The following is a 14330-nucleotide window of genomic DNA, read 5'->3' as shown; positions in this document are numbered from 1 at the left end:
CCGCCTGGAAGAGCAACTCTATTGTTATTAATTTTTCTGATTTTCTTTTACCCGAATTGCTCAAAAAATTTAGCTTTAACGCTTATATAGCCTCATATAGTCCCTGAGTACATCCAGAACTACTGAAGAAAGTTCTTTTGGTTTCAGTCTCCAGATCCAGTTTTTATCAGTATAGGCTGGTGTATTCATTCTGTCCTTTGCTGGCTTGTTTAAAATATCCTGCATAGGAATAATAGCTATTTCTGCCGTAGAAGAAAGAGCCAGCCTTATCATTTGTTGTACTGCATTTTTCCGGGATAACCTGATCCCTGTATAACTTTCCATTCGCTTTTTGGTTGCATTATCAGCCTCTTCTTCATACCAGCCAAGACTTGTGTTATTGTCATGCGTACCGGTATAAACCACACAGTTCGAACTCATGTAATTGTGCGGAATATGAACAGAGCCTGCACTATCTTCACTAAAAGCAAACTGCAGCACTTTCATGCCTGGCAAAGCAAACTGATCTCTCAGGTGATAAACGTCTTCGCTGATCTCACCAAGATCTTCGGCTATAAATGGCAAACGGCCCAGTTGCAGCAACATGGCTTTAAAAAAAGCAGCACCGGGCCCAAGCTTCCAAACCCCTTCCCTGGCAGACTGGCTGGTTGAAGGCACCACCCAGTAAGCAGAAAATGCACGAAAATGATCAAGCCTTACCAGGTCATAGAGTTCCAGGTTTTTAGCAAGGCGGTCTGCCCACCATTTATAATTATTTAATGACATGTTTTTCCAGTCATATACAGGCATACCCCATAGTTGCCCCTCTTCGTTGAAATAATCAGGAGGTACACCAGCTATACCTTTTGCTTTTCCGTCGGCCATTATGGCGAATAATTCTCTATTCACCCATACATCTGCAGAATCTAAGGCTGTATAAAATGGTACGTCCCCAATCATACTAATTCCCAATGCCTGTGCATACTTCTTCAGCTTTGCCCATTGTTCAAAGAATACAAATTGCTGCCACTTGATCTCCGTGATTCTTTGACTATGACTTTCACCAAGAGTTTCCAATGACCGGAGATCTCTATCCCTTAATTTTTCTGCCCATTCAAACCAGGGCTTGTGATTATGCAAAGTACGGATCACTTCAAAAAGAGCATAATCGTCCAGCCAGTTTGCTTCCCTGCTACAAAACTCCAGAAAATCGGGGCCGGCCTGTCCACTGCCCGACAACCAGGATTGATAAGCCTTTTGGAACAGCTTATTTTTCAATTCAGTTACCCTTTTATAACTCACATTCCTTTTGATCTTTTCCTGATGCCCATCCAGCTCTTCTTTAGTAAGCAGTCCTTCGTCATATAATATTTCAGGGCTAATCAGCAAAGTATTGCCAGCCATTACTGAGGTAGTACTATAGGGCGAATAAGCATGACCACCGGATATTGGGTTCATCGGTAAAACCTGCCAGTACTTTAACCCGTTATCAGAAAGAAAAGACAGGTACTTCAAAGCAACCGGGCCAAAATCACCGATACCATAAGCAGAAGGTAAAGATGTCACATGCAAGAGTATGCCAGCCCCTCTTTGATGTTCTTTTTTCTGAAATACCAGTACACCAAGCGGAAAATCAGCAAACAATTCAGAAACCCTTAGCTCTTCGGTGCAATTTACAGCGGCATCATTGCTGTCCAGTATATTCAAATATTTATCTGGTATCCCTTCGGGCATAATAATGCTGGTATCTTCCCAATCAGCTGCACCTGGTGCACTATTGACCGCAGCCAGATTTACCGGCACCGCACACAACAGCCAGTCCCCTTTATATCTTCTGGCAAAAGCCAATACGTTTGCAGCATATTTTCCTGTTACTGTGAGCGGTATGTATAAACCATTAACGAATAATGAAGCGTAGTCCTGTCTTAATCTTAACAGTTTTTGCAGCAAATACAGCTTCACTTGTCCATCTGCCCCATGCTGCCACAACGTTTTGAGTTTAAATTCTGTCTCTCTGAATTTTGACAACGTCTCAGCGCGCAATAGATAATCTACAGGTCTCCTGTTGTCAGGATCAACCATACTCAGTTCCCAGAATTCTGTACCCTGATAGGTATCCGGTACACCGGGAAGCAGATGTTTAAGCAGCAAGGTTGATAAAGAAGTCATTCTTCCATAAGCAGCTACTTTTTGAAAAAAAGAGATAAACCGTTTCCAGAATTCCCGCTTCTGATCCAGCAGACCAGTGATAAAGTTTTTAGCAGCCAATTCATATTCAAGATCAGGTTTTTCCCATTCCGATTTACGCCTGGATTCCCGCAATGCCTTTTCTATATATTCCAGTAATCTTTCTGTATAATTTTCTGAGCCGGCATTTTCTTCCGGATAAGTAGCAATCAGCGTCTGATAGATAAAATACTCATCATTGGCATCAGGCTTTCCGTTTAATTTCAAATCCTGGTTCAATTCCTGCCAGTTATTTACTTCAGCAATCCATTCCTTTCTTAAATCAGTTAAGACCACTAATCTTGCCCTTGCATCTTCTCCCCTTTTGGTATCGTGTGTTGCTGTGGTATTTATAGTCTGCGGCCAGTACCTTTGGCGCGTCAGGATCTGCTCATGAAAATCAGCGATTGAAATACCAAATACTTCAGGTGAGTCTCCTACTTCATTGTTACCAATAAACCGGTTATAAGTATACATCAGCGTATCCTCAACACCTTTAGCCATCAGCGGGCCACTAAACTGCATAAGCCGCCTGTAAAAAACAGCTGCTCTTTCCTTATAATCCGGAGAAATACCGTTTCCTTCCAATAAAACCTGTCGGATAATATCAACCGGCCGGGCATAGCGGACATCCTCAGCCAGGTCATCCAATATCAATTCTAAAGCATTTTTCTCTTCTGCAGACAAGGGATAACTGCTGCTGTAAAAACGGTAAACGGGGCAGCGCACAAGAATCTCACCGATCACCTCTTTCAGCAAAAGCATATCCGGCTCATCCACCTGCTGATCTTCAAACAAACTGAGCGAAAAAGTTAATTGATAAAGGTTTTCCAGCTCGCCCTGCATAAATGAATTTAAGAATGCTCTTTTCTTTTTCAGGATCTGCTGTTGTACCGGCTTATTGTATTGGCCAAGGTCTTTATAAAATGTATTAAACTTCTGTTCCGCTTTTTTATTCGTGTGCAGCTGATTGACCAGGCCTAAAAAATCATAACCCGTTGTACCCTGAACAGGCCAGCTGTTCAATAAGGCCTCACCTGGTTCCAGAATTTTTTCTACAACAATATAGGCAGCTTCACCACAAAGTGTACGCAACTGCTGCAGATATCCCGTTGGATCAGCCAATCCATCCACATGGTCTATTCTTAGTCCATGAATAATCCCTTCATCCAGTAAATATTTGCTAAACCGATGATATTCTTCGAATACTTCAGCATACTGGATATTCAGACAGATCAGGCTATTTACAGTAAAGAACCTGCGGTAATTGATCCTTTCATTAGTTTCTTTAGGATTGCAAAGCCGGTAGTATTGTTGTTTTGCGACCATACTAACCATTGTCTTTTTATCATTCTTAGCTATTTTATGCTGTTCTGCCAGTACATCATCAGCAATGTCAACCCGGACTGGCCAATGGCTTTCAAAATACTTTAAATACTGCTCTCCTTTGATACTAACCAGTTCAAGTTCTCCATTTTCAATCACTGTGTCAAGATCATCTCCCAAAAAAGGCACCATTAAAGGTTCTTCATTTAAATCCGCAGTAACCAGGTCAAAATAAGAGCGGTATACTGAGGCTTCCCCATGTTTCAATACATCCATCAGCCAGGCATTGTGCTGATCAAATCCCATATGATTGGGTACAATATCCTGAATCCAAAAAATACCGGCCGACTTTAACTTTGCTGATATATCCCTTAGTTGTTCTATGGTACCAATTTCCGGGTTAATCCTGCCGGGGTTTACTACATCATAACCATGCATACTTCCTGGCACTGCTTCATAAACAGGTGAGGCATAAATAGTTTTCACGCCTAATTCCTGTAAATAAGGGATAATCTGCTGAAAATTTTCAAATGTAAAGTCTTTGTGAAACTGGATTCGGTAAGTAGAAATTGGATCAAACATAAAATGCGGAATAAGCTATAAATGATTCTGGTTGTAATTGAATAGTTTGACTTTCACCTGCTTCGGGATGAATATAAGCAGGTGCAGCAGATTGTCCCATCCATTCGGGCGCTGCGGAATCTGCAATTTTAGTATAAGTGATGACATGAGGAGGCAAAATCAGTTCCTGAGCTTCGTCAGAAAAGTTCATCAGGCAAACTATAACTTCTTTGCTTGCGGTGAGGCCTCTTTCGAGTACAAGACTATTTTTCTCCTTAAAAACCTGTACACGAACAGCATCACGATCACCAGCGCTGAGCAGCACATTTTTTTTCCTCAATGCGATCATGTATTTGTAAAAGTCAAATAAGTACTTATGCTGAATGCTATTCCTGGTGGCTGTTTCAGTATCTTTTTCTTTCTGTCCTTCACCCGATAATAATGTCCAGTTCAGTTTTGAAGCATTAAATGTAGTTTCTGCCTTTGGATCTACGGGTTCACCTGCTCCGTGCATCGCAGCAAATTCAGCTTTCCTGCCATTGCGCACCATTTCCACGACTTGCTCATCAGTATGGTCTATAAAATAAAGGAATGGATTAACTTCTCCCCATTCTTCTCCCATAAACAACATGGGAAGAAAAGGGGAACAAAATACTGCTGCAGCCATTAACTTTTGCATTTCAAAACTAAATAATGTCCCTGACCTTTCGCCAAGCATTCTGTTACCAACCTGATCATGGTTTTGTGAAAACACGATAAACTGCGCTCCAGGATGTCCTTCAGCTTTTTTTCCGAATGTCTTTTTGCGCTCCGGCGAATACATACCGGTATATACATAAGCATCCTGATATGACTTTGCTAAATGTGCTATACCTTCAAAGTCTGAATAGTAACCTATCTTTTTTTCACCTGCAGTTACCCGCAGGGCATGGTGAAATTCATCTACCCACTGCGCATTCATGCCCAGGCCATTTTCAGTCACAGACGATATAAACCTGGGATCATTCAGATCTGATTCGGCAATCAGGTAATGTATCCTGCCGCTGTCCTGCATGAGCAGATCAACCTGCGTTCTGATCTCTTGTAAAATTTGAACAGCACTGAAATCTTTAATGGCATGAACTGCATCCAGACGTAATGCATCAATATGAAAATCCCTGAACCACATGAGTACATTTTCGACAATATATTCCCTTACCCCGTCACAATCCTGATCATCAAAATTAATCGCATTACCCCAGGGAGTCTGATATTTATCAGTAAAATACGGGCCAAACTGACCAAGATAATTTCCTTCCGGACCTACATGATTGTATACCACATCCAGTACAACAGCCAATCCTTTTTCATGACATAAGGAAACTAGTTTCTGTAATTCTGCAGCCCCTCCATAAGAATTCTGAACTGCAAAAGGGAATACGCCATCATAACCCCAGTTCCGTGTACCGGGAAAAGCCGCAACAGGCATAATTTCGATAGCTGTAACCCCTAAGTCCAGTAAATGATCCAGATGTTTTGCGATACCCGAAAAATCACCTGATTCTGAGAATGTACCGGTATGCAATTCGTAAAAGATATAATCTTGTAAAGGTATATTTTTCCAATCCCTGTCCTGCCATTTGTAATCCAGGTTCAATGCTTCTGAAGCATTGTGTACACCGTCTGGCTGAGATAATGAGGCCGGATCAGCTAATTGTACAGTTCCATCCAATACAAACCAATACCGGTCTTTTGGCTGAACCTGATCTGTTTCAGCAAACCAGTAGCCATGTTCTTGTTTTTCAAGCGGAATATACTGCCCTGCTACTTTCAAAGACATTGTTTTGGCTTTTGGGGCCCATACCTTAATATGCGCTTTTAATGAACCCTGATCCGGTTCCTTATAAAAATTCAACCCTATATTTCTTTGTTCTGCTTTTCTGTCCATTCTTTCTTTACAATGATCTTGCTTATCCGCATCATCAGGTTTGCAGCACATAACCAGATAAACCATGCCGTTCATTTTTCTGGTTTACAAGGGGTATAGTAGAATTTTTTCCCTATTTAAAATGTAGCACCCGATTTGCATAGCTTAAACATCAGAAATTCAATGATGTTTACATTTGTTGTAAAAAGACCATTATGTATAATAATAACTGCCTATCAGAGAACAGAATACTCAAACCATTTTATATTCAGATAATTCATTCTGAGAAATTCCTTATTTTACAAAAACAGCATAATAATGCAGCAATTTATATTTTTATATCTATTTTTGTAGTGAACAATACAAAAATAGATATTTAAGATGAGAGGCAGGCCGGCTATATATGATAACGAGGAAATTTTGCAAAAAGCACAAAGTGTTTTTTGGACGAAAGGATACACTGCAACATCTTTAGAAGATCTGCTCAAAGCGATGGATATAGGAAGCGGCAGCTTCTATAATGCATTTAAAGGTGGAAAAAAAGAACTTTTCCGCAAGGCAATCCTTCAAAGAAGAATAGCATTTAACCAGTTTAAAGCAGAGTTGAAACAAAACGAATCCCCTATCGATCTCATTAAAGATTTCTTTCGGAGTATTGCAAAATCTGACCACGACACTCATCTTCAGGGCTGTATTATTGTGAATACGGTAGTAGAAATGACCTTTGTAGATGAAGAATTAGAAAAAGAATCGGTAATGATCCTGAAAGAAGTAGAGGAAATGTTTACGCATGAAATTGAAAAGGCGCAGAAAAAAGGTACACTTAAAAATCAAACAGATCCGGCAATTTTAGGCAGGTACTTAATTACATTATGGAATGGTATCAACGTTACCAGACGGATGTACCCTGATCATAAAATACTTATAGCTCAAATCGAAATGCAACTCGGAATTATAAGCTAATTTTTTTTAGCTAATTCTGTAGTGATCAATACAAAATAAACATTAAACACATATGGACTTACAATTAAAATCAAAAACTGCCTTTATTAGTGGTTCTACACAAGGAATTGGATTTGCTATCGCAAAACAATTACTTAATGAAGGTACTAAAGTGATCATCAATGGCAGAACACAAGAAAAAGTTGACCTTGCTATACAAAGCTTAATCAAAGCAATACCAGATGCGGATATTTCTGGAATCGCAACCGATTTCACTGATACAGCTGCAGTCAGCAAACTATTAGCAGAACTGCCGCAAATTGATATTCTGATTAATAATGTCGGGATATTTGAGCTCAGGCCATTTGTTGAAATTGAAGATGAAGACTGGAGTAAAATTTTCGAAATAAATGTCTTAAGCGGAATCCGTTTATCAAGATCATTATTACCAAAAATGTTAGAAAAAAGATGGGGAAGAATCATTTTTATCAGTAGTGAATCTGCTATAAATATTCCTGAAAATATGATTCACTATGGAATGACCAAGGCAGCCATGTTAGCTGTGAGCAATGGCCTGTCAAAACTCACTAAAAATACAGAAGTAACCGTAAACACGATATTAGGCGGCCCTACCTATTCTGATGGAGTAGCCGGAACAATCACGCAAATTGCGTCAGCCCAGAATCAGGACATAGCACAAGTAAAAAACTATATCATGAACAATTTCAATCCATCATCATTACTTCAAAGATTTATTGAGCCTTCAGAAATAGCGAATCTTGCGGCATATCTTTCCAGTCCTTTATCGATAGCTACAAATGGTTCTGCCCTGCGTGCAGACGGAGGCGTTTTGAATACAATTGTTTAATACTGAAAAACCCTATTTATCACCACCAGATTAGTTTAAAGACAGATCTGCAAAATGGTACACTATCGGATGCATTGTAACTAATCGTGTACCATTTGGTAGATCTGCTTCATATAGGCAGCCTGCTTCAGCGCGGCAAAAAATTCATCCCACTCAACCCTTGTAAACACAAGACTGACCTCAGAAAAGGGTGTAGCCAGGATCACTACCTCGATCCCGTCAGGATTGTATTCAATATAATTATCAAATACAAGATCTTTAGTTGCCTTTAAAAAGGCATCAAACTGTTCAAATGAAAAGGCTACTAAAACACCTTTATTCCAAATATTGACAATTTTACAATTTAAGCAATGTGTGACACACACATCTCCTTCGCGGCTAACTATTGTTGTTTTACACATTGCGATTGTATTATTTTAAAAAATAGGAGCAAAAATTCTAGATGTACTGCTGTTAACCATTTTGAAAATGCCAGTTTACAAAACTGTACATTATTTAGAATAATTACAAATAAAACAATTATTCATAAAAACGACCATAATGGACCATTGCAAATAGTATTTCGGACAGTTCATTTTAAACTGAAATAATTATAATTTTATACTTATAATTTGGCTTAGATAAAATGAATAATATCAATAATTAACTAACCAATGAGCGAGGAAATCAGATCTGCTATCCTAAGGGTTTTACCCTTTATAATTGTACTTATTGCAATTACGGTACTGATCCGGAACAAGAAAATAACTACGCAAGCTTTCTATTTAAATAAACCAGTTTCTAAGCTTACCTATTTTATCTGGGTTGGGGCATTTCTGGTTTATTCAATACTTACAGATTTTATTTTATATAAAACTGGTAATCTGGAAATTGCAAAATGGGACCACAAGCTTTTACCATCCATTATACTCATCACGGGTGCAGTGATTTTAGGCCCTTTAGTTGAAGAGCTGCTTTTCAGGGCCAGAATCTTCGATCTAATGATCAGGTGGTTTAAAAATCTGCATCTGGCCAACTTTGTACAGGCCTGCATTTTTGTACTGTTACATCATTTTACTTATCTGAACACCAATTCTTCTTACATAGACATTGTACAGAGTTTAGGAGATGCAATTCTATTTGGTTATGCCAGGATATATACCCGGTCTATTTATACATCAACTACGATGCACATGACCGGAAACTTAATTGCGACCATTGAGCGTTTTATTTTTCAGCTCTGATAATTGATAAATGACCGTAGATCATAATTTCTCTCCTACTATAAACTCTCCTAAATAAGCTGTCTCTGACACATATTTATGGTCAGGGTTTACAATAACAATTTTAAATGAAAATAAAATTCATCTGAATAATAAAAACCTTAAAAACACAAGCACATTTTTCCACCCATATTAATGCAACTAAGTTTCATTAATGCAGTATATTTAGTATTTTGCACCCATGATGAAATCTAAAATTTACTATTCATTCGGCCTTGCAATATCAGTGTCTCTGTTTCTGCCATTAAACCTGAAAGCGCAATTCATAAAAGAAAAAAGCAATAAAGTGGGAAGTTCAAACAACATTTCAAGTAAACCCTTACCCGATGCCAGCCGGATCGGTCGTACCTCAGGTTCAAAGGCGCCCGAATTCCAGGAACTTTATGACTATGAAGTGAGTTCAAAAAACCTGGTAGGCGCCACATTTCCTTATCAGACTTTACTGCATAAAGCCTATGTAATCATGCTTGCCGAACAAAAGATCATTAGCCATCAGGAAGCTAAAATTATATTGAATGGTCTGCTCAAAACAGATAAGTTAGCCATAGAAAACCCATCTCTGCAAGTGTACCTTCCTTATGAAGCCCAACTGATCAAAGAAATTGGCAGTGTTGGTGGAAAAATGCATATCGGCCGCAGCCGCAATGATCTTGATAATACCATTAACCGCATGTTTTTACGTGATCAGCTTCTCGGAGTCATCGGGGCTGTTATACAACTGCGCACAGCAATCCAGGCTAAAGCAATAGACCATTTGCAAACTGTTATGGTGATTTACACCCATAGAAAAGAAGCACAACCGGGCACACTGGCTCATTATCTAACCGCTATTGACGAAAGTCTGGCAAAAAGTTTAGACCGCTATCTTCAGCTTTATGAACGTATGGATCAATCTCCGTTAGGATCTGGCGCAAGTGGTGGTACCAGCTGGAATTTAGACAGGTATAGAGTTGCCGGCCTGCTTGGATTTGATCAGCTTGTAGTTAATACGATAGAAGGAGCTGCCGGCTGGGATCATATCGCTGAATTTGCTTCCGACAATGCGATCTTCATGAGTGATCTTAGCCGGCTGGCATCAGAACTGCAGCTATGGAGTACTGATGAATACAATTCGGTAGAGCTGGACAACTCTTATGCTGGTATAAGCAGTATGATGCCTCAGAAAAAGAATCCAGACGCGCTTGAAAGAACCCGAAAGGCAGCGGCAATAACCACGGGACAACTCATGTCTATACTGACCTCACTCAATGGTATCGAATATCAGCATAGCGGAGTTAGAATTATGATTGAACCTAAAGCTATAGATGCGCTTCTGGCAGCAGCCCACACCATGACCGGTCTGGTCAGTACTTTACATGTCAATAAGGAAACCATGCTCAGATATGCCACAGAGAATTTCTCTACAATGACAGATCTTGCAGATTTATTGGTCAGGAATGCTAATCTTGATTTCAGGGATGCCCACGAAATTATTGCATCAGTGGTTAATCGTGCGATAGCAGAAAAGAAAACTGCCAACCAGATAACCATTGCAATGATTCAGGACATCGCAGAAAAACGATTAGGGCATCAGCTGAGTATTTCAAAAAAACAATTACAAACAGTACTTGATCCAGTCCAAAGTGTAGCGCATAAGACAGGTCCGGGGATGCCGGCAATAGCATCAGTAATGCAAATGATAACCAATGGGCAAAAAGACGTAACTGCTAAAACGAGCTGGCTGGAAAAGCAAAATACACATTTAGACATAAAAAATCATGAATTGATGGAACTGGTAAAAGCATATTGCCTATAAATTTTCTTATACATTTGCCACGAGTCACAAAGCAATTACAGATTCAAAACATACATCTGCGGCTACATCTGGAGACCTTCATTTTCATTTACAGGGACCTGATATGTCTGTTGAAGAACAGGAAAAAGTAATCGGGAAATTAAGGACGTGCACCCGGAGGGCCAAGAATGCTATCGCCAAGTTCAGCCATTATCTTGCCTGCCAGCTGCATATCATGTGCTTGCATTGGCTCCTGATCATCTGTACCGGCAGGAATGCCAACACTTCTGATCAGCCCGGCAAACCCGCTTGGTGAAGCAATAGCCAGTGCTTTAAAAGGTTTCGATGCAGAGCTGTTAACAATAGCATGAGGTACATTTTTTGGAATAAAATAACTTTCACCAACAGATAACTTATGCTGTTCACCAGGGATATAAATAGTTACTTCACCCTGTAGAAAAAGATATCGTATACTATTTTATGGAAGAAGGACAGTTCATGACTTTTTTATATAGCATGTATGGCAATATACCTGCAAAACAGGGTTTACAGGCAGCATGTGATCTTGAAGCACATTTAAGAGCCTTGATTGATGAAATTGCACAGCTGTCCATGGCCGAAATGGTGACAATCAAAAATCTTTACCTAACCGGCAATGCTTTGGCAAAATATGAACTTTTTTTAAGGAAGCAACCAGCGACTGCTTCGCGTGTAGCCTTAACAGATATAGCCTCCTACCTCGGCATCACTCCACAATCACTTAGCCGAATCCGAAAAACACGGGTAAACAAATAACTTATGGTTTTGCCCGCTTTGGAATTTGTCTGCTCTTACCTGCAGGCAGATAATCATCTTCTGAATTTTGCTCCGGCAACTTTTCTATTTTTCTCTTTTTACCAAAATTCCAGCTCAAACTAAATTTCACCTGCCGGGAGTCCGTCCTGGAAATCAGATTTGAAATTTCCGGAGTATTCGATAAAACAGTGGCTTTATAATTTCCACCGTAAAAGACATCTGTTACGGCCACCCCTACTGTCAACTGATCATTTAATAATTTCTTACTCACACCGGCACTCACCTCAGAGACAGGTTTATAGCGGAAGTTAGCAAATAATCCACCTCCCTCATACCAGGCAGATAACTCTATGCTGAAATTAGACGGGAGCTTAAAGGAATTATAGGAAAGCGCACCAAAACTGTTTGCTTTTGCCCGATAGACTTTGTTTTCAAGATTTGCATTGAACTGCGAAGAGTAGATATAAAAACTCTGGTGATTTTCCCACCAGTCAATACCGGGAATAGGGAACGATAAAGAAGCTTCCCATTGCTGCTGCTGTCCGGTGTTCATAGCTGTATAAAAAGATTTCGCTCCCGCAGAAGTAATCAATGTGGAGTAAATAGGGTCCTTTATACTACTATAACCCAATGTAAGGTCTATAAAATCGAAAAACTGCTGGTTCAGCTCTACGTTATTAGAGAATTGCGGTTTCAGCCCCGGGTTTCCCTGTTTAGTGGTATATAAGTCTATATAACGAACAGCAGGATTCAGTTTATCATAATCCGGTCTTTCGATCCGGCGGTTGAAACTAACAGATAAATTGTAGGCTTCGCTTAATTTATATCCGATCAGTACATTGGGAAACAAAGAAAAATAATTTTGGCGGACCTGGCTTTCATAAGCTCCGGCATTACCCCTCACCCGGGTATATTCTCCGCGCAAACCGGCATTAAAAGTCCATGGTTTCATATTTAACTCCATAGCAGTATAAGCAGCATAAATGGCTTCCCGGTAGCTGAAATTATTGTTACGCAGCGGGTCTGCCTGCCAATTTCCCCCTACCCTGTTTTCACTGAACTGAGAAGTACTGATATGGGTTTGTGAACTTTTAACCCCAGCTTCAAACTTACCCGTTTTTTGATCTTCTTTCATCAGTTCCTGCACATAGTCTGCTTTGAATATCCTCCGGTTTATTTTTGAAGGATAGGTATTCCGGTAACGCAACTCAGGTAAACTAATTCCTGAACCTAAGGTTTTATGAATTGTAAAATCTTCAAATCCATCCGACTTCAAATGATTGAACTGGGCAGAAGCGCTCAGGGTTTTCTGCTCATCGAACCTGTGTTTAAACTTTAATCCATAATCCAGGTTCCGCAAGGTATTACGCAGGTAATTACGCTGATTTAATAAAGAATCTTCCACTATTCCCATACCAAAACGGGTAACCGTGCGCCCATCGGTGGGATTTCTGATATCATTAAAAGACAGGTTAATTCCTAAAGTGTTTTTCTCCTCAAAATGACGATCTAAGCCAAATTTCATCATATGTGTTTTTGATTGATCAGGATTAAGCTGCATTTGACTCATATAGTAATTTTTACCCGGGTCAGATAAGCCCGTAACATAGTCTGTGCCCTGACTTCTAAACATGCTGTCACGGTTCTGACTATGTTCAAAATTATAAGCATAGAATGCATTTAGTTCCCATTTTCCGGTACCATAAGTCAGATTGAGACTCTGGTTTGTATTGTAATACCTGCCTTTACTGACAGTAGAACTCATGGTCCCGTTAAAACCCTTTTTAACCTTCTTTTTGAAGACCAGGTTAATTACACCTCCGGTTCCGGATGCATCTAAACCCGATGGAGGATTAGTCATCACTTCCATAGTTTGAAGCGTAGTCCCCGGTGTACCTTTAAGCAAACTTTTGAGCTGTGAGCTGCCTATTTCTACAGGTTCCCCATCAATCATCACCGTTACTCCAGACTTACCTTTAATGCGGATATCACCGTCCTTATTGATACTTACACCGGGGAGGCTTTTGAGCAGATCATAAGCCGACTGACTTTGGGCCAGGTTGCTTTGTTCTACATTCATTGTGGTTTTGCCAGCTGAAACGGTAATAGCTTGTTTTTTTCCTTTAATAGTTACTTCCGCCAAATGCTGAGTTTCGGGCATGAGTCTAAAAAGCTGAACTTCTATCGGATCATTTCCTACGGTAAAAGTCCTTTCCTGACTCTTATATGTAATAAAAGCAACCTCAAGCTGATAATTTCCAGCCTTAATATTTTTCAATTTAAAACTTCCCAAAGAATCCGCAATGGCATAATAGCGTATTTTAATCTCTGTATGATGTCTTAATGTAATGGTGGCACCGGGTAATGGCAAGTTCCGCTGATCAGTAACTTTACCTGTAATGTCCTGCTGGGCGAAAGCAGTTAATGAACCCAGCAAGATTAAAATCAAACAAAAACAACGCATAGTCAATGGGCTTTAATCAATTAGTAATAGGCCCAAATTAGATTAACAGGCTATAGCCACGGGCACTAAACTACCCCAGCTTACTAAATTGATACGCCAACTGTTAGCTTACTTTCCTGAACTTGTTTTTGATATTAAATCTGATAACCATTTTGGGTCAGGGAACGATTTATACGATTAAACTGTAAATTCATACATCATTTAGGCAAGTTCAGTCGTTTTCTATT

9 protein-coding genes and 1 pseudogene are annotated in these 14330 nt (G+C 39.7%); 5 read left to right on the top strand and 5 right to left on the bottom strand.

Annotation, left to right across the window (positions count from 1 at the left end; translation table 11 throughout):
* Positions 1-75 precede the first annotated feature (75 nt).
* Both treY and treZ read right to left on the bottom strand, forming a co-directional pair.
* Positions 76-4113, bottom strand: coding sequence for a malto-oligosyltrehalose synthase (gene treY / locus HDE68_RS01490; RefSeq protein WP_183878205.1), 4038 nt, complete (start codon positions 4111-4113; stop codon positions 76-78).
* Complete coding sequence (gene treZ / locus HDE68_RS01485; RefSeq protein WP_260171559.1) at positions 4106-6094, bottom strand: malto-oligosyltrehalose trehalohydrolase; 1989 nt, start codon at positions 6092-6094, stop codon at positions 4106-4108. The genes treY and treZ overlap by 8 nt, the downstream gene beginning before the upstream one ends.
* 285 nt (positions 6095-6379) lie before the next feature.
* Between treZ and HDE68_RS01480 the strand changes: the two genes are divergently transcribed.
* Positions 6380-6961 (top strand): TetR/AcrR family transcriptional regulator, encoded by a 582-nt coding sequence (locus HDE68_RS01480; RefSeq protein WP_183878203.1) that lies wholly within the window; start codon positions 6380-6382, stop codon positions 6959-6961.
* Positions 6962-7013: 52 nt separating this feature from the next.
* A complete protein-coding gene (locus tag HDE68_RS01475) occupies positions 7014-7808 on the top strand; it encodes an SDR family NAD(P)-dependent oxidoreductase (RefSeq protein ID WP_183878201.1) in 795 nt (264 codons plus the stop codon).
* A gap of 80 nt (positions 7809-7888) precedes the next feature.
* Here HDE68_RS01475 and HDE68_RS01470 read toward each other — a convergent pair whose 3' ends face one another.
* Positions 7889-8209: a hypothetical protein gene (locus tag HDE68_RS01470; protein ID WP_183878199.1), complete on the bottom strand. Its 321-nt coding sequence runs from the start codon at positions 8207-8209 to the stop codon at positions 7889-7891.
* 252 nt (positions 8210-8461) lie between these two features.
* On the opposite strand from HDE68_RS01470, the gene HDE68_RS01465 reads away from it, so the two are divergent.
* Together HDE68_RS01465 and argH are read left to right on the top strand one after the other, a co-directional pair.
* Entirely contained in the window at positions 8462-9031 is a 570-nt protein-coding gene (locus HDE68_RS01465) for a CPBP family intramembrane glutamic endopeptidase (protein ID WP_183878197.1), read from the top strand.
* A gap of 220 nt (positions 9032-9251) precedes the next feature.
* Positions 9252-10865: an argininosuccinate lyase gene (gene argH, locus HDE68_RS01460; protein WP_183878195.1), complete on the top strand. Its 1614-nt coding sequence runs from the start codon at positions 9252-9254 to the stop codon at positions 10863-10865.
* Positions 10866-11223: 358 nt separating this feature from the next.
* On the opposite strand, the pseudogene HDE68_RS26680 reads toward argH, so the two are convergent.
* Positions 11224-11277 (bottom strand): annotated as a pseudogene (locus HDE68_RS26680) (hypothetical protein); the annotation flags it as partial.
* Between the two features lie 47 nt (positions 11278-11324).
* Between HDE68_RS26680 and HDE68_RS01450 the strand changes: the two are divergent.
* Entirely contained in the window at positions 11325-11639 is a 315-nt protein-coding gene (locus HDE68_RS01450; RefSeq protein ID WP_183878194.1) for a hypothetical protein, read from the top strand.
* Position 11640: 1 nt separating this feature from the next.
* Here HDE68_RS01450 and HDE68_RS01445 read toward each other — a convergent pair whose 3' ends face one another.
* Positions 11641-14103, bottom strand: coding sequence for an outer membrane beta-barrel family protein (locus HDE68_RS01445; protein WP_183878192.1), 2463 nt, complete (start codon positions 14101-14103; stop codon positions 11641-11643).
* Positions 14104-14330 lie beyond the last annotated feature (227 nt).

This window comes from Pedobacter cryoconitis, from assembly GCF_014200605.1.
Taxonomy (GTDB): domain Bacteria; phylum Bacteroidota; class Bacteroidia; order Sphingobacteriales; family Sphingobacteriaceae; genus Pedobacter; species Pedobacter cryoconitis_B.
The sequence above is the reverse complement of the archived record's forward strand: the minus strand, read 5'-3'. Positions and strand labels throughout refer to the sequence as shown.

Excerpts from the sequence above, each read along its gene's own strand:
- treY (WP_183878205.1), bottom strand. The coding sequence starts at position 4,113 with ATGTTTGATCCAATTTCTACTTACCGAATCCAGTTTCACAAAGACTTT.
- treZ (WP_260171559.1), bottom strand. The coding sequence starts at position 6,094 with ATGAACGGCATGGTTTATCTGGTTATGTGCTGCAAACCTGATGATGCG.
- HDE68_RS01480 (WP_183878203.1), top strand. The coding sequence starts at position 6,380 with ATGAGAGGCAGGCCGGCTATATATGATAACGAGGAAATTTTGCAAAAA.
- HDE68_RS01475 (WP_183878201.1), top strand. The coding sequence starts at position 7,014 with ATGGACTTACAATTAAAATCAAAAACTGCCTTTATTAGTGGTTCTACA.
- HDE68_RS01470 (WP_183878199.1), bottom strand. The coding sequence starts at position 8,209 with ATGTGTAAAACAACAATAGTTAGCCGCGAAGGAGATGTGTGTGTCACA.
- HDE68_RS01465 (WP_183878197.1), top strand. The coding sequence starts at position 8,462 with ATGAGCGAGGAAATCAGATCTGCTATCCTAAGGGTTTTACCCTTTATA.
- argH (WP_183878195.1), top strand. The coding sequence starts at position 9,252 with ATGATGAAATCTAAAATTTACTATTCATTCGGCCTTGCAATATCAGTG.
- HDE68_RS01450 (WP_183878194.1), top strand. The coding sequence starts at position 11,325 with ATGGAAGAAGGACAGTTCATGACTTTTTTATATAGCATGTATGGCAAT.
- HDE68_RS01445 (WP_183878192.1), bottom strand. The coding sequence starts at position 14,103 with ATGCGTTGTTTTTGTTTGATTTTAATCTTGCTGGGTTCATTAACTGCT.